The following is a 17,008-nucleotide window of genomic DNA, read 5'->3' on the forward strand; positions in this document are numbered from 1 at the left end:
ATTTGTACTCGCAGCAAAGCCTTTGACTTGGGTGGTTATAACACCAGGGCAATTAATCCACTTAACAAACAATCATTTTTGCTAGTTTAACCACCAATATATCGGTGCTAGTAGAGAAAACAATAAGGGTTGATGGATTAGATAAATAACTAAACTGTGTTTACCTGGCCAAGTTATTCGTCGTATTAATTTTTCATTCTTAAAATTATTCAATTTAAAAATGTCGTGATTTAGCCATTGAGTATGGGCGAATGATATGCCCAATAAAATTACACCTAACCAAGGAAATAGGGGGACAAGGATGATAAAGGTAAACGAAATAAACGCTCAGTTAAACCATTTGTCGCAGTTAATTCGATTGGGGCAATTTGATGATGCATTATTTGGAGTTAAGGAGCTTCAACAAATTGTTGAAGATATCTCAGAACAAGAAGATGTTTACCTAGCTTCAATTGCTAATCTTGCCAGTTTGTTTATTGATATTGGGATGATGATGCCATGCATGGATGCGGCAAAAGTGGGCTTCGATATCTTAAATGATAATAAAGAACAGGTTATAGGCTACATAGGTGAAGATAACTATTACTACAATCTTAGCAATGCAAAATCTGCTTTAATTGAAGAACCTAATCCGTTTAAAAATTCATTTTCCACTATTGATAAACTTGTAAGTATTAAAACTGACTTATGGAGAGCAATCAGATTTCAACATAATAACAGTGAGAATGTTGAACCGACTTTTTTAGTAAATTTAGGTAACAGCCTAAAAAGGCAGTTTCGTGTTGTAGAAGCACTGGAGTGTTATGATCAAGTAACACTTCTTAACTTGGATATACCTCAAGCTTGGTTGAATTGCTCTGAGACATTGTTGATGCTAAATGAGATATCCAATACTGGCTCAATTCAAATGCTGACTCAAATTAAAAAAGGTTATGATAATGTGCTTACGTCTAATGAAGTCCCGCCAAGTTGGATTAAGTATTACCAAAGTCAGGTTGAATTTCACCAAAAAAAAATAGAAGAGCTTTGCAAAGAGCTTAATATTAGCCCTGACCCACATGATGAAAAACTCACACAAGAAGAGTATGAATCCCTCAGTGAATATCGGCGTTTCTGTTTAGATAGTAAACTTACGCTATCAGAGCATGGCCTCTATTGTGCTTGCTATGGTAGCGCTAGAGATAACCTTACAATACCAACAACTGATGGTATCGCAGGGGATTTTGTCATACCGATGGAAATGGTACTTAATCGCCTGAAATCTGAGTTTTCTTTTGCACGACATCTTTTTTATGAATACCAAACGTCTGAAGAAAATCTGGATTTACTGCATGAGTCTTGTTTTTCCGAGTTATTCAACGATGAGTTGTTGGGTATTGATGTTGAACGATTGAGGACAGCCTTTCGCTCTTGTTTTGGCATCCTTGATAAAATTGGTGTGGCAGTGTGTGAGCTATATAATGTTTATCCACCAAGCGGGACAGTATCGTTTCAAAGTTTTTGGCAACTAGATAGGAGTGATAGAAGGGCACTATTCGATAAAATAAAAAGTCCGGGATTATTGGCATTATATAGTATTGCTACCGATTTGAATGACAGAAAAGATGGCGAGTGGCACTTCTTGAAACAACTAAGAAACGATTTAGAGCATGAGTTTGTCGTTGTTCATAAACAAGACAAACCGGGAGATGTATATTCATCTTATGAATTGCTTAGCAAAGTCGTATTTATAAGTGAAGATGAATTTATTACCTACGTTAAACGATTATTACAGTTAACGCGTTCAGCTATTTTCTCATTTGTATTTGCAGTTCGAGATAAGGCAATAAAAGAGAAAAAGGACGATGGAATATATATTCCCAATGCGTTATTGAGACAGGATTTTACGTTTGATGATGACGAATTAGATCTAGGTGAGACATAGTGAAATGTTGCTAGAACATACCTAACAGAAACCGATAAGTGCGTTAGGGAATAACCATTTCTGAAGGTTCAGAAAGAACAAAGGAGAGCAATAAGCTCTCCTATAGTTACTTTTACGACAACAGAAAGTTGAAGGGTTAGCCGCTGCCTAACCTGCCAAATACTCGTCTTTTACAGACCGACCTTCAGCAAGGTGCTTACGCGGGTCTCGTCTGGATTTTAAGAGCGGGGAGACTCAAGCACACTCTATATTGACTATTATGAGCTTAATTAATCTAATCGTCAAGTTCGTTTAGCAGATGAACTTATTAAGCTAGCGCCATGAATTATAGCCTGAGGAAACATTTGTTGCACTAAGTTATGGGCTGTTATTAATGTTGTACCTGTTGCCAATAAATCATCAACCAATAAAATTCGCTGAGGTTGACCTTGCACCGAACCTACGTTATCTAAACATAATGGTGGGAATTCACTTCTAAAAGATACGGGAATTCCTTTAAGTGAAAAGCAACCGCCGAAACCACTTTCCTGTCTTTGCTTTCTCAATCTAAAGGATAATGCTTTATGCTCTTCAACGCTTACATCAGCTCTATCAAGTAAATTATACGCTTCATCAATAGTCAATTTACGTAAAAAATCGGACGAGTGATGCGCTGCAAAAGTATTTGCTAAACGTTTGCTAATAATAAGACTAATGTTGTGTGATGAAGGCATAGAAATTATCAAGTCGTAACCATTTGGCTCATTATCCTGAAATGTATTTACAATTTCTTCACAGCTCTCACGAAGTTTTTTTATACTTGTTATATCTGTCGTTAAATTATCCTTGCCTTTTAAAGCATAGATTATTGGGCAGTTATCTCCGGGAATTTTATTACGATGTTTTTTTCTAGATTTACGCGAAGCCAATAATCTTTTAAATAAAGAATAAACTGTAAGCTCTTCAATATTTTCTTTTGTTGGGTTACCATGCGGAGTTGTCTTTAACCATTCCTTATTATTATGATCAACTTTGACTACATTTCCCTGTACTACAAGTCCCAATTACAGCCTCGATGTTTAATATTTTAAAAAGGTAGTTTAACTATTTATGGACGAATTTGAAATTGCTTTAATTCTCCATTTTATTATATCCCAGCCTTCGGCTTCAAATATCTATTGGTGAGTTTATTTGCTATGATTAATTCAATGAAATTTAAATGTTATTATCATACTTGTTAATAATTATCTGGCGATCATTATCTAGGGGTAACAATTTAATTTATTTTTATAGAATGAGGTCGCAGTAACAACTGAAGAATGGGGTAACGGCGGTTACTTCAGGACTAACATATATAGTAGAGCGCTTTAAAGACTTTCCAGGTAGTAGTAATATTAATTTAAATGGTGTTGTTCGCAGTCGATTAGCTTCTTTTGCTGAAGAAAATTTATAATTACACCGTTTTCGACGCTCGTAGTTATTTGTCGTTAATAGAAAAAGTGCAAGGTTAGTGTCTCAGCGCTAACCTTTCACTACTATCCTCTGTAGCAACTTTGTTTTATTATTAAGCCTTTCATTTAAGTGTTAATAATTGCAACATATCACTTAAGCTAATATGTAATATTGGCGTATTCGGTTTTAATTAACACCACTAAGGCTTCTCAGTGTTAGCAGAAAACTCAAAAGAGCGAATTTTTCAGCACTACAATAAATCAGTGATCGTGATTTTTTCAGGCATTATGCTGCTCACATTTATTATTACCTTTTATAATTACTATGTTGCTCGAGAAGAGCACCGCGACATTTCATTAGCTCAAATGAGCAAATATAGTACTCAGCTAAACAATAAACTTACCAGTACAGTAGAAACCCTCAGTGGTATTCGAGATTTAGCAGAGTATTACTTACGCTTTCCTGAAGAATTACCCGATACAGTGCCTGCGCTTAAACAAGAGGGTAAGTATTTTTATCAACTGAAAAATCGTCAAAATCTTATGACGAACAATCGTGTTATGACCGGAAATATTACCGGGGTTGGTCGTATTGATGTGTTTAATCAATCATTTAAAAATGAGTTGATTATGGCTAATGCTTTAACCCCTGCATTTGTTACGGCGCAAGAGTCAATTAAAGCGGCTAACTGGTTGTATTATATTTCAGTTCGCCGGTTTGTTAATTTATACCCTTGGGTTCCTAGAAGTATTTGGCAATATAGCGATCAGAGTTTAACCAATGATTTAATGTTAGAAATAAAATCCTCAAAATACCAAGATGAAACGTTTTGGTCTCAGCCTTATGTTGATACAGCGGGAAAAGGCTTAAATGCGGCACTAGGCATGGGCGTGTATTTAAACAATGAGATGAAAGGGGCACTGCTAATTGATATTAATACAGCGGGGCTATATCACTATTTACCCCAAGTAACCGATCAGGATCATGGTTATATTATTATTGATAAACATAGTTATGTATTACTTCACAAAAATAATGCTAATTTAACCCTTAATGCGCATACCGCTTTCAGTGATGCTGCGCCGGAAAAATTAAATGAGTTTACTTACCAAACGTTAGTAAATATGCCCGAAAGCACTACGGTTGATAATTGGGTAGTGCAAAGAAAAAAATTGCCTATTAATGACTGGATTTTGCTGGAATATCAAAAGGAAGAACGTTTTTTTTCTGTGATTAACCAACGCTTTATTACTATTTTTGCATGGGTGTTTTTAGGTTTCTTTAGTTTGCTAGTGGTTGTTTACTATTTTACTTACCGATCATTTATTGCCCCATCTAAAAAATTTATAAATCATATTGAACATTGCTCTGAAGGAGATCCAGGAAAAATAAAACCCTCAAAAGAATGGCGGCACTGGTTTAAAATTGTAGAAGATTTATTTGGTGAAAACCGTAGTTTAATGCAACGTTTGAAAGATCAGAATAATGAATTAGATTTGCGCGTTAAAGAAAAAACTCAAGCCCTATATCATAAAAGTGAGCAGCACCAGCGAGACTATGCTTTGCTTCGTTCGGTAATGGATGCAATTCCGGATTATATTCTTTTTCATGATCAACAAGGCCTGTTAATTGGCTGTAATCAGGCGGTTGAGCAACTAGTGTTACAAAAAGAGGCCGATATTCTTGGCGGTAATATTTATGATTTTATTACGAGTGATATTAGTGAAGAGGTTGCGCAAAGTCTTGGAGAAAGCCAAGTTGCACCAGCTACTCATAAAACAGTGTCGACAGAGCTACATACCTACGAAGTTTATCATGCACCTTTTTACGGGCAACATAATGAATTGCTCGGCAGTATTGTTTTAATTCGAGATGTTAGTCAACAGTTTAAAATTAACCAAGCTTTAAAGCGTGCGAAAAACCAAGCAGAAGAAGCTAACCAAATTAAAAGTCAATTTTTAGCCAATATGAGCCATGAAATTCGTACGCCGATTAATGCGATTCAAGGTATGTTTTATTTATTACAACAGAGCCGACTAAATTCAGTGCAAGAGCAGTATTTAGGTAATGCACAAACGGCTTCACAAACGCTGCTTTACTTAGTAAACGAACTGCTTGATTCAGCAAAAGTTGAATCAGGCAATATGTCGGTTCATCAAGAACTAATAGAGCTGGAAAGTATTGTATCGCAAGCTATTAACCTAAATATTGCCGCACTTGCGGGCAAAGACTTAAGTTTACATGTTGCCATAGATAGCCAAGTACCATTAAACATTCACACCGATATTATGCGTTTGGTACAAGTGCTAAGTAATCTACTAAATAATGCAATTAAATTTACTGAGCAGGGTAAAGTAACGCTTAGCGTATCATTATCTTCTGTTATAACCGAGCAAACCGACGCCAATAATGTCGCGATTTTATTTCGGGTCAAAGATACCGGTATTGGCATAGAAAAATCAAAGCATGCTGGTTTGTTTGAAGCATTTAAACAGGCCGATGAATCAATGACACGGGTTTATGGTGGTACTGGGCTTGGTTTATCAATTTGTCAGCATATAGCGCATTTGTTAGGCGGAGAAATATCTATAGAAAGTGATCTTGGACAAGGGGCTGAGTTTATTTTGGCGCTGCCTTTGAGTGAAACCCATGTTGCTCATTGTCATGGTGACTATTCAGAGCAATGTTTAACTAAGTTTACCTCGAGTTTTTCAACCTGCACGGTTATTAATTTTGGCGTTGAGTTACCGAAGGCGTTGTGTGAAAACTTTGCAGATATTTCACAAAAAATTATCGACGTTGCTAGTCTCGAATGTTTAGTTACTGAGACAGATACAACCACGAAAGTACTATTCGTTGATAGTAGTGATTATCCGCAAGGCTTTAAAGATAAAGATCTGAAGCTAATGCTCAACAATCTAACTTTGCTCGCCTTATGCCAACCTACAGGTAGTATTATTTCAACGGCACTTCTTGAACAACTAACGCAACACAATATTCATTATTTATTACTTGAAATGCCTTTGTATCGACAAGTTATTCCTAAAATAGCTAAAGCACTAAAACCCTTGGTAATGAATGAAGATAAAACAGCAAAAATTAATAAACCAGAAATTATTAAGCCAAATATTAACGATTTAGCTGGAATTAAGGTCCTGTTAGTAGAAGATAACTTAGTTAATCAACTCGTTGCTATTAAGTTATTAGAGTCAATGCAGGCAAAAGTAGTTATTGCTCAAAATGGGCAAGAGGCACTCGACACATTAGCGTTACAAGTATTTGATATTGTTTTAATGGACATTCAAATGCCCGTTATGGATGGTTTAACGGCCACTCAACATATACGCGCTCAACCTCAATATGGCCAATTACCTATTATTGCTATGACAGCCCATGCACGTGAAGAAGACAAGCAACAATGTTTAACCGCAGGTATGAATTTACACATTGCTAAGCCAATTAGTTTAAATGCACTTCGAGAAAGTATTTTATCGCTCGTTACTGGCTAACTTATTATTACTGAAAAGGCTCAGCATAATAACGGCCATTGCGAATGGCAAATTCTGAGTCTGCTGATATTTCGCCCATTTTCATCAATGCTGGGCCGGTAGGCTCAAGCAAAATATAATTTACATTATCAACCGTAATGGTTATTTCATCGGCTTTAGGCTCAATTTCCATGGCAAGTAATGCATGGTTATCAATAAAAACCAGCATCATTTTAATGCGTGGCATTAAGGCTCTATAAATAGCCGCAATGAGGGTAACCTTACTATCGCAATCTCCTTGGTTTTGCCAAAGCGTTTGCAAAGGAGGATTAAAGCCAGCACCTGTTGAAGTTGTTCTAGACTCTAAAGTTGAATATGGAATACTTTGCACAAAACCAAGCACATAATTAGTAACTTCTCTGATATTTTGCTCTGGAAATTTATCTAGAATTATCTCTTTAAGCGCCGAAAAATCAGCTATAGATGCTAGCGCGAAACGTACATGATCGGGTTTGATGGCTAGCTGATTGTTGAATGACATAAATTGGGTGTAATAGCTTTTATCTAGTTGCTCTAGCATGAAATCTTTTTCGAGTTGAGCAATAGTTGCATATGCTTTATCAATATCTGCTTGGTTTTTTCCCTTCAACTCTATTTGTAAATTATCGCCATAACCAAGAAAATTAACAGTTACGCCTGGAATAGGGGACTTTATCAATGACTGTCTAATCTTTTTATCAACATACTTTTTTGCGTAAATCGCATCATAATTTCGAAAGTTTCTAAAACGATCAAATATCATTGTTTTATCAATAGCAAAACTTAGCGATTGCTTTTGTTGCGCCTGATCAATCCATCGATAGTTAAATTGTACATAATTATCGACATCTGATTTATTGAATTGTACTTGTTCAGCCGAAGCCATTTCAGAAAAAATCAATATTAAAATAACTACAACACCAATAAACTTCACTGCTAGCCTTTATTTTCAACTGTGCCTTAATAGAGCTTACGTTAATTTTTGCTGGCAAGCTAATTTCTCGTTTTTACTTTACTTTTACTGGGTTTAATATATATTCAAACACGTGTTTTAATTAATTGTTTAAATTACCTGTTCGGAGAATGTAATGGCTGATTATCAAGTGCCTTTGAAAGATATGAGTTTTTTGTTGTATGACGTATTTAAAGCTGACAAATTATGGCAGTCATTACCCACATTGGCTGAACGGGTAGACAAAGATACCGCAGAAGCTATTTTGCAAGGTTGTGCAAAAATTGCTGAGCAAGAAATAGCCCCTTTATCACGTAATGGCGACGAAACTGGTGTTACTTTTGATGCCGGTAATGTCACTACCGCACCAGGATATAAAAATGCATTTAAAACCTATGCCGAAGGCGGTTGGACATCTTTAGGTGGTGATCCTGATTTTGGTGGCATGGGCATGCCTAAAATGATTACCGCATTTCATGAAGAAATGCTGTGCTCTGCAGATATCTCATTTTCATTGTATCCAGGGTTAACGACTGGCGCAGGACTATCGTTGGCTAAACATGGTAGCGAAGCATTAAAAAATCGCTATTTAACTCGTATGTATGCTGGCGATTGGGCAGCAAGTATGTGTTTAACTGAAGCACATGCTGGCACAGATTTAGGCATGATCAGAACAAAAGCCGTGCCGCAAGATGATGACAGCTACTTAATATCAGGTACAAAAATATTTATTACAGCCGGTGAACATGATTTAACTGAAAACATTGTTCATTTAGTGCTGGCGAAACTACCTGATGCACCTGCAGGTCCTCGTGGTATTTCTTTATTCTTAGTACCAAAATTTCTTGTAAATGACGATGAAACCATTGGCGAGTCTAACAACGTAAGTTGTGGTTCTATCGAACACAAAATGGGTATTCATGCCTCTGCTACTTGTGTAATGAATTTTGATGGCGCTAAAGGTTATTTAGTTGGCGAACTCAATAAAGGTTTAGCCTGTATGTTCACCATGATGAACTTTGAACGCATTGGTGTTGGTATTCAAGGCTTAGGTGCAGCAGAGCGTTCATATCAGAATGCTTTAGAATACGCCAAAGATCGAATTCAAGGTCGCTCGTTATCAGGCGTAAAATCACCTGATGCTCAAGCTGATTCATTACTCGTTCATGGCGATGTTCGTCGTATGTTATTAAACATGAAGGCGTTAAATGAAGGTTCACGTGCGTTATCAACGTATATTGCTATGCAATTAGATATAGCGACATACGGTACTGGTGAAGCGCAAGAAAAAGCAGACCATCTTGTGGCATTAATGACACCGATTGCTAAAGCCTTTTTTACCGACCTTGGCTTTGAAAGTACAGTTGCTGGCCAACAAGTATTTGGTGGTCATGGTTACGTAAGAGAATGGGGACAAGAGCAATTAGTGCGTGATACGCGTATTTCACAAATCTATGAAGGCACTAATGGTATTCAAGCGATGGATCTATTAGCGCGTAAAGTGGCGGGTAGTAAAGGCAAATTAGTCTTGGTGTTTCTAGAAGAAGTTCGCGCATATATCGCACAATGTAACAGTGAGTCTATGCAAGAGTTTACGCAACCATTGGCAGCAGCAACAGATGAACTCGCTAATTTAACTGAGCATTTGTTAACTGCCGCACAAGCTTCTCCAGAAGAACTTGGTTGTGCAGCTAATGACTACTTACACGTTTTTGGTTACACCGCTATGGCTTACGTTTGGGCTAAAATGGCTGAAGTATCTTTATCTGCGAGTGAAGATAAAAACTTTCACGAAAGTAAAATTCGTACAGCACGTTACTACTTTTCAAGATTACTGCCACGTTGTCAGTCATTGATAACATCAGCGAAGTCTGGACAAAGTGCATTGTTTGATATCGACGAAGCGCTATTTTAAGCAACTTGCTTATTATATCACTGGTTTTAGTTACTAAACTTAAATAACTAACACAGTATCTAAAATTGCGATTAGTTCATAAGCGTTGGTAACATCTACTTAAGCCAATTCATTAATTTGAGTTGGCTTTTTTATTGCCTATATTTAATTACTTATATTGCTGGGGAGAAAGGTCATCGACGTTGATAAAACGATGAACTTTAGCTTGCTATATTTCTTAAAGGTACTGTTTGAACTTGCTGTTTGAACCTGCTATTTGAAAGAAATGTCTAAAATTATGATTTAAAAACACAGCACTGAAAGAGCTATTTAGATTACTGCTGAAAAATTAGTTAGCAATTACTTCGCTAAGTTAGATACTTTTTTGCTGTCAAAAGTTAGAATATAGCTAAGCGCTGTAATTATAAAACTTTTAACCTAGCGCTCAAATCAAATAATTTTTCGTTAAATAAACTAGCGGATATTATTCAAGTACTCAAAAGCAAAGCTATAATGCTTAAATACAGCACAATAAAGGTGCTGTGTTTTATCAGTTTTAGAGAACAAATAAACTTTTAAATACATGGCAATAGGAATATTTTGTGCGAATTTTGAGTGTTTTATTCATCCTGATATTAGCAGGGTGTACCAGTAAAGAAGCGAATTTGGTTGAAGAGAATACACCAACTGTTTGCGACTTAGATTATTCCCGTTATCAAGCAACAGTTACCGGTTACTGTCAAATACCCGCTGCCGACCTTCCAGATACGCTTGATACAATTAATAAGCGCATTACGATTAAACCACTCGATGAAATTTCTGAAGTGTTTTGGTTTAACAAGCAAATGAAATACTCACTAGTTAAACAAGAAGGTGATGCGCCGTTAATTTTTGTTATAGCGGGGACAGGCGCAAGCTTTGAAAGCGCTAAGATGGTCAGCCTTCAAAAAAGTTTTTTTCAGCAGGGTTATCATGTCATTTCTATATCTTCACCAACCTTTGCTAATTTTATTGTTAACTCAACAAACACGAAATACATGCCCGGTGATTTAACGCATGACGCAAAAGATTTGTACAAGGTAATGCAGTTAGTTTGGGCACAAGTTCAAGCCGAAGATGAGGTACAAGCATCGTCATTTTCACTTACAGGTTATAGTTTGGGCGGTGCGCACTCTGCATTTTTGGCGTTACTTGATGAACAAGAGCAAGTGTTTAATTTTGAAAAAGTGTTATTAATTAACCCACCGGTGAGTTTGTATAACTCGGTCAGTATTCTCGACCAATATTTTGATCTGCGTAACAACCGGCCTGCTGCTGTAGCCATGTTCGATGAAATATTTGCTCGATTTTCAACAGTCTATTCAGCTCAAAGATCTTCAAAGTTTGATCAAAGCTCTATATACAGCTTATTTAAAAATGTTGAGTTAACCGAAGCAGAATTAAAGCTGTTAATTGGCGCATCTTTTAGAATGTCGTCTTCGGATATGATATTTGCTATTGATGTGAGCTTTAATACCGGCGCAATTACTTATAAAAACCACAAAATAGATAAGCTTGAAAGTTTAACTCACTCTATGCAGCGGGCAAGTAATATTACCTTTGGCGATTATTTTGATCGCGCTATGCTACCAAGAGCACAGCAAGAAGATCCCAATATTACTAAAGCAGATCTTATTACGCGTTATAGTTTGCACCAAATTGAAGATTATTTAAAAAGCTCAGAGAAAGTATTTTTGGTGACGAGTAAAGACGATATTATTTTGCAAGCAGGTGAAATTGATTATTTAAAAGATATTTTTGGTAGCCGGGCAAAAATTTTTCCTCGTGGTGGGCATTGTGGAAATTTTGATAGACAAAATTTTGTTGAATATCTTGATACCACATTCCAAAGAGGGACGAACTAATGTTAGCCATTTCAAATAAATGCCGTAGGTATATTATGGTATTAGCTTGTACTTTATTAGCGGCATGCTCCTCAGTTCCTCAATTAGAAAATAATGTCGCTACCCCAATAGTGCCTGTGCCTGAGAATAATCAAGAGCTTGGTGTTTTTAGTGCTTATAACGATCCTTGGGAAGGCTTTAATCGCCGAATGTATTATTTTAATGCTAAAGCTGATGAGTATGTATTATTGCCTATAGTTGATGGCTATAAAGCAATTACCCCAGATGTTGTTGAAACCGGACTGAGTAATTTTTTTAATAATTTAGCTGAAATATCAACCTTTATTAATTCGGTTTTACAGTTTAAATTTTCCGTGGCAGGTGAGACTTTTGGACGGTTTTTTGTAAACTCAACTATCGGCATGGTTGGGTTATTAGATGTTGCAACACCTTTGGGTTTAGTTGAGCAAAATGAAGATTTTGGCCAAACATTAGGTTTTTGGGGCGTAGGGGCTGGTCCATACTTAGTTTTACCTTTATTGGGGCCATCGTCGCTTAGAGATGCTACAGGCTTGGCGTTCGATAGCTTTGCTGACCAACAAGTACTAGATATATTTGGTATGACAGCTGAACAAGAGTTGTACCTTTCACTTGTCAACAGTATTGACGCTAGAGCTAGGCTACCCTTTAGGTATTATGCTTCGGGCTCAGCTTTTGAGTATGAGTATTTAAAACTACTTTATAAAAAGTACCGAGAAATTCAAGTGGCGCGATAAGCGACTCTACTGTCTTTAGGTATATACAAAATGATAGCTGTATGACGATATGTTCGTTAGACATTTTTCAGCGAATAGAATGCATAGTAGTTTTAGCTATTTTATCAATTAAAGGTATAATCACGCCTTATAAATTTTCTAGGAATGTCTTTTGTTAGCTGTTATACGTGTCATATTGATGACTTTGGCTTTAGTTATTACCTCCATTTGTTCAATTTTACTCTGTTTGATCCGACCATTTCATCGCGACAATGTTCATCATACAGCTAAGTATTTAGGTAAAGTTTCAAAAATTTTAGGTCTAGAGGTCGAAATTAGAATACCTGATTCAGTAAAAAATATTGGCCCTGTGGTGTACGTTTGTAACCATCAAAATAGCTATGATATTTTTACGGTAAGTAATGCGGTTCAACCTGGCACTGTGAGTGTTGGCAAGAAAAGTTTAAAGTGGATCCCCTTTTTCGGGCAAATGTATTGGCTAACCGGTAATATTTTAATTGACCGTAAAAACAAAAATAAAGCCATGAATACCATCGACATGACCGCCAATAAAATTCGTGAAAAAAAGCTATCTGTATGGCTTTTTCCTGAAGGAACACGCAGCTATGGTCGAGGTTTATTACCTTTTAAAACTGGCGCATTTCGAACGGCTGCTAAAGCAGGGGTGCCAATTGTTCCAGTGTGTGCGAGTAATACACATAAAACCATAGATTTAAATCGCTGGGATAACGGTAAAATGATTGTTGAATTCTTACCGCCGGTTTATTTATCTTGTGAAGATAAAGACAAAATTCGCAGTATAACCAATCAAACACGTAGCGATATGCTAGTTAAAATAACACAATTAAGCGACGAAACGGGTCATGAGTTGCCAAAAGTTAATGACAAGAATTCACAAAATAAGCAAAAAAGTGAGACAAAATAATGATCGATGAAGAATTACAAGAATGGAAAGAGCACACCGAAGACTTAATCGCAGCGTTAGTCGAAGATGGCACTAACGAAGAAGTGCACCACACCATAGAGCATCACTTTTCTAGCGCTGATTTTGATGTGCTTGAGAAAGCCGCGATTACCGCCTTTAAAAGTGGTTTTGAAATTGAAGAGCCAGAAGAGGCTGAGTTAGAGTCAGGCGAGAAAGTTTTTGCTTTTGACATTATTACCGAGCAAGCCTTAGATTTTGACATTATTTTTGATGAAACAAAAAAAATGTACGAATTAGCAAAACAATGTAAAGTTGAATACGATGGTTGGGGCACATACTTCGAAGAGTAAATCGTATCCTTAGTATGAATGCTTAAGCGTATTTAAATATGCTTAAATATTCATGACTAACAATAAAAAGTTACCCGATAGATTGGTTAAATACTTTATTACGGGCTGAAGCATTATTGTTATTCACTCTTATCGTCGCATTAGTCGGTATATTTTCAGTTGTTGCGCTTAAGGCATACCATCGACATCAATAGCGCATAGATAAAAGTAGAAACGGTTTTAATCCGGTCACAAAAAAAACGCAAAGTGGTGACACTTTGCGTTTTTTTATTGAGTTTTCCTGAGTTTATTAATTATCAGTCGCTAATTAAAATAAACTTGATAGCTCGAGAGATAAATTAATATGTTGGTTTTTCGTGTTTTTTACCCATATCGTCAGCTAGCTCTTTAGGCATGTAGTTTTCATCATGCTTTGCGAGTACTTCACTGGCTTTAATTGTGCTACCATCAACCAATATGCCGTTGGCAACTATACCTTGGCCTTCGCGAAATAAGTCAGGCAATATACCGTCATAAGTAACCGTAACCGTTGGGTCACTTTCTGAGAAGCTAATAGGCATTCTCATGTCTGCAAGTTTAAAGCTTACGTGTAAGGTCTCACTATTACGATGTACGCTACCTGGTACAACTAAGCCACCTATACGTAACCTTTGACCGTCTATCGCTTTTAGACCTGTGTCTTCTTTACCATTGTATATTTCAGATGGCTTATAAAATAAATCAATATTTTGACTTAATGCATACAAAACAAGTCCTGCCACTACACCTAAACCTATGATTAATGACGTTACTATCGTTAATCGTTTTTTACGACGGGGATTCATAATATTACCTCTTAAATGTTATGACTATTGTCATTACTGGTTTGTGCTTGCTGCAATTTAGCCGCTTGGCGTAATTTTTCTTCACGTTTAATGCGTTGAGTTATTTGTAGCTTAATTTTTTTATGGCTACTGATACTAGTAAAAATTAATAGGGCTAAGGAAAAAATACTTACGCCATAAGATAACCAAACATAAAAGCCATAACCGCCCATATCTATAAAGGCGCTGATACTATCAAACTGCATGCGTTTTCACCTCTGTAGTCACTAATTCACGTACCCAAGGACGCATACTATTTCGGTTTAATATTTCAGTACGAAAGCGAAGGCATATTAAGGCGGTTACTAAAAAAGCAAAGCCAATAAAGCACACTAAAAATGGCCAAAACATATCAGCAGTCATGGAAGGTTGGCCCAACTTACTTACGGTTGCGCCTTGGTGCAGCGTATTCCACCACTCAACTGAGTATTTAATAATAGGTAGGTTAATAACACCCACTAAAGCAAGAATGCCTGCTGCTTTACCTGCTAAAGCTTTGTCATCAAAGGCATTGTGTAAAGCCATAACGCCTAAGTATAAAAATAATAATATTAGTTCTGAAGTCAGCCTAGCATCCCAAATCCACCAAGTTCCCCACATAGGTTTTCCCCATGCCGAGCCTGTAATTAAAGCGATAAATGTAAAAGTAGCACCAATGGGCGCCATAGCTGCTGCTGATGCATCGGCTAATTTTAATTGCCAAACTAAGCCTGACAAAGCAGCAATAGCCATACCGAGGTAAATCCCCATAGAAAGCATTGCCGCAGGTACATGGATATAGAAAATTCTAAAAGTATCACCTTGTTGGTAATCTGCAGGGGCGAACAATAATGCCCAAGTAATACCTATGGTTAAAAATGCAAAAGCTAAACGTGCGCACCAAGGTAGTATTTTACCTGCAAAATGGTAGCTAGTTTCAGGGTTTGCATAAGGATGAAGCCATTTCCACATCATATTAATTTGTACTCACTTTCAGCGCTGCACTAACAGCAAAGGGGGCCAAGGTTAACGAGGCAAAAAATATTGCCGCGATTATAGCAAGTTGTCCGTTATAAGGTAAGTTCATTCCGGCAGTATCAATGGCACTGGTAGCGAAAATAAGTACCGGTATATAAAGTGGCAATACCAACAGGCTTAACAGCACCCCACCTTTTTTGATACCAACGGTTAAAGCGACACCAATAGCACCTAGTAAACTTAATATAGGGGTGCCCAATAATAGGGTAAGCATTAGTGCGATGTAGCTACTTTCTTGTAAATGCAATAATACCGCTAACAAAGGTGCTATGAGTATTAAGGGTAAGCCGGTGAGTAACCAATGCGCGACAATTTTAGCCAAAACTAAAATAAATATCGGATGTGGGCTAAGTAACATCTGCTCAAGTGAGCCATCAGCATGATCAGACTTAAATAACCTGTCCAGCGAGAGTAAAGTCGATAATAGCGCTGCTACCCAAATAATGCCGGGTGCAATGCGTGAGAGCATGGTGCTTTCTGGGCCCACACCTAAAGGAAAAAGCGTTACAACAATAATAAAGAAAAGTAAGGGGTTAATAATGTCGTCGCGGTGACGAAAGGCGATTCTTAAATCTCTTTTAACAATTAACGCGAAAGCGGCACGATAAGAAAGTTGTGTCATGAATAATTACCCTAATAAAACCGATAAGCTAAAGAAACTTTCTTTACTCGCTCGGCGGGTAATGAGAGATCTTGATGCGTGGTTAAAATGACACAACCGCCGTTATCAGCATGTTGCAAAAATAGCTGCTCTAACTTTTCTACGCCTAGTTTGTCGATTGCAGTAAAAGGCTCATCTAAAATCCAAATTTTAGCTTGGCTCTGCCATAATCGCGATAAAGCAATGCGCCTATGCTGTCCTGCACTTAAGTGCGAAGCTAGTGCATCTTCAAAGCCTAATAAGTTAACCTCAGTTAACGTGCTTTCAGCCGTGCTGGTATCTAGTCCATGTAAAGCAAGGTTGAACGCTAGGTTTTCTTGCGCAGTTAGTTCGTCTTTAACACCAGGTAAGTGCCCTAGGTATAATAAATTTTGATGAAATAATTCACGCTGATCTGTAATGCTTTTACCTTGAAATTGTATATCGCCATCATAAGGTTGAGATAAGCCAGCAAGTATTCGCATTAAACTGGTTTTACCCGCGCCATTAGGCCCTTCAATTTGTAAAATATCACCAGGAAAAATACTGAGATTTAAATCTTCAAACAAAACTCGTTCTTCACGAATACAAGTTAAATTGTGCGCGCTTAACAAGCTATTATTGTTTGTTGATGTGGCTTTATTTTCGATATTTAGGTTTGACAAACTTTTTCACTTAACTAATTGATACATTTTGATATTAGGGGCAAAGCATTAACGCGTGTTTATGTCAGTCAATGCAACTTTGCTTATGATACTATATCGTTCAATAAAGGCTAGTAACAGATATTCCGAGCGCTTCTTTATTTATTATCTCTAAATGTAAG

General features: G+C 37.0%; 15 protein-coding genes. 7 read left to right on the forward strand and 8 right to left on the reverse strand.

Translation table 11 applies throughout. From position 1 onward, the window contains the following. Window positions 1-81: 81 nt before the first annotated feature. On the reverse strand, window positions 82-264 hold the full coding sequence (locus B6A32_RS03115) for a heparan-alpha-glucosaminide N-acetyltransferase domain-containing protein (RefSeq protein ID WP_233131305.1): 183 nt from the start codon (window positions 262-264) through the stop codon (window positions 82-84). Between B6A32_RS03115 and B6A32_RS03120 the strand changes: the two genes are divergently transcribed. Then, window positions 257-1,924 (forward strand): LA2681 family HEPN domain-containing protein, encoded by a 1,668-nt coding sequence (locus B6A32_RS03120; protein ID WP_143327861.1) that lies wholly within the window; start codon window positions 257-259, stop codon window positions 1,922-1,924. The two genes, B6A32_RS03115 and B6A32_RS03120, sit on opposite strands and share 8 nt — an antisense overlap. Before the next feature lie 281 nt (window positions 1,925-2,205). On the opposite strand, the gene B6A32_RS03125 is transcribed toward B6A32_RS03120, so the two are convergent. Further along, the gene (locus B6A32_RS03125) at window positions 2,206-2,967 is read right to left on the reverse strand and encodes a type I phosphoribosyltransferase (protein WP_085301249.1); all 762 of its coding nucleotides are present in this window, start codon (window positions 2,965-2,967) and stop codon (window positions 2,206-2,208) included. 600 nt (window positions 2,968-3,567) lie between these two features. Here B6A32_RS03125 and B6A32_RS03135 point away from each other — a divergent pair. After that, window positions 3,568-6,864 carry an ATP-binding protein gene (locus B6A32_RS03135; protein WP_085301250.1) on the forward strand — a complete coding sequence of 1,099 codons (3,297 nt, stop codon included), beginning with the start codon at window positions 3,568-3,570 and terminating at the stop codon, window positions 6,862-6,864. Between the two features lie 7 nt (window positions 6,865-6,871). On the opposite strand, the gene B6A32_RS03140 is transcribed toward B6A32_RS03135, so the two are convergent. Continuing rightward, complete coding sequence (locus B6A32_RS03140; protein ID WP_085301251.1) at window positions 6,872-7,816, reverse strand: hypothetical protein; 945 nt, start codon at window positions 7,814-7,816, stop codon at window positions 6,872-6,874. 154 nt (window positions 7,817-7,970) lie between these two features. Here B6A32_RS03140 and B6A32_RS03145 point away from each other — a divergent pair, with 154 nt between their 5' ends. The 5 genes from B6A32_RS03145 to rraB all read left to right on the forward strand — a co-directional run bounded on the left by B6A32_RS03145 (window position 7,971) and on the right by rraB (window position 13,662). After that, entirely contained in the window at window positions 7,971-9,749 is a 1,779-nt protein-coding gene (locus B6A32_RS03145; RefSeq protein ID WP_085301252.1) for an acyl-CoA dehydrogenase C-terminal domain-containing protein, read from the forward strand. Window positions 9,750-10,330: 581 nt separating this feature from the next. Continuing rightward, window positions 10,331-11,632 carry a hypothetical protein gene (locus tag B6A32_RS03150; protein ID WP_085301253.1) on the forward strand — a complete coding sequence of 434 codons (1,302 nt, stop codon included), beginning with the start codon at window positions 10,331-10,333 and terminating at the stop codon, window positions 11,630-11,632. Then, window positions 11,632-12,387, forward strand: a complete 756-nt coding sequence (locus tag B6A32_RS03155; protein ID WP_085301254.1) for an MlaA family lipoprotein — start codon at window positions 11,632-11,634, stop codon at window positions 12,385-12,387. The genes B6A32_RS03150 and B6A32_RS03155 overlap by 1 nt, the downstream gene beginning before the upstream one ends. 151 nt (window positions 12,388-12,538) lie before the next feature. Continuing rightward, a complete protein-coding gene (locus B6A32_RS03160) occupies window positions 12,539-13,312 on the forward strand; it encodes a 1-acylglycerol-3-phosphate O-acyltransferase (protein WP_085301255.1) in 774 nt (257 codons plus the stop codon). Next, window positions 13,312-13,662 (forward strand): ribonuclease E inhibitor RraB, encoded by a 351-nt coding sequence (gene rraB / locus B6A32_RS03165; RefSeq protein ID WP_085301256.1) that lies wholly within the window; start codon window positions 13,312-13,314, stop codon window positions 13,660-13,662. The genes B6A32_RS03160 and rraB overlap by 1 nt, the downstream gene beginning before the upstream one ends. 338 nt (window positions 13,663-14,000) lie before the next feature. On the opposite strand, the gene ccmE is transcribed toward rraB, so the two are convergent. The 5 genes from ccmE to ccmA are packed head-to-tail and all read right to left on the reverse strand — an operon-like array spanning window position 14,001 to window position 16,847. After that, complete coding sequence (gene ccmE / locus B6A32_RS03170) at window positions 14,001-14,486, reverse strand: cytochrome c maturation protein CcmE (protein ID WP_085301257.1); 486 nt, start codon at window positions 14,484-14,486, stop codon at window positions 14,001-14,003. An 11-nt stretch (window positions 14,487-14,497) separates the two neighbouring features. After that, window positions 14,498-14,731 carry a heme exporter protein CcmD gene (gene ccmD, locus B6A32_RS03175; protein ID WP_085301258.1) on the reverse strand — a complete coding sequence of 78 codons (234 nt, stop codon included), beginning with the start codon at window positions 14,729-14,731 and terminating at the stop codon, window positions 14,498-14,500. After that, window positions 14,721-15,476 (reverse strand): heme ABC transporter permease, encoded by a 756-nt coding sequence (locus B6A32_RS03180; RefSeq protein WP_085301539.1) that lies wholly within the window; start codon window positions 15,474-15,476, stop codon window positions 14,721-14,723. The genes ccmD and B6A32_RS03180 overlap by 11 nt, the downstream gene beginning before the upstream one ends. Window positions 15,477-15,480: 4 nt before the next feature. Next, entirely contained in the window at window positions 15,481-16,164 is a 684-nt protein-coding gene (gene ccmB / locus B6A32_RS03185; RefSeq protein ID WP_085301259.1) for a heme exporter protein CcmB, read from the reverse strand. Between the two features lie 11 nt (window positions 16,165-16,175). After that, complete coding sequence (gene ccmA / locus B6A32_RS03190) at window positions 16,176-16,847, reverse strand: cytochrome c biogenesis heme-transporting ATPase CcmA (RefSeq protein WP_233131306.1); 672 nt, start codon at window positions 16,845-16,847, stop codon at window positions 16,176-16,178. Window positions 16,848-17,008: the final 161 nt, after the last annotated feature.

Source organism: Colwellia polaris (assembly GCF_002104515.1).
Lineage (GTDB): Bacteria > Pseudomonadota > Gammaproteobacteria > Enterobacterales > Alteromonadaceae > Cognaticolwellia > Cognaticolwellia polaris.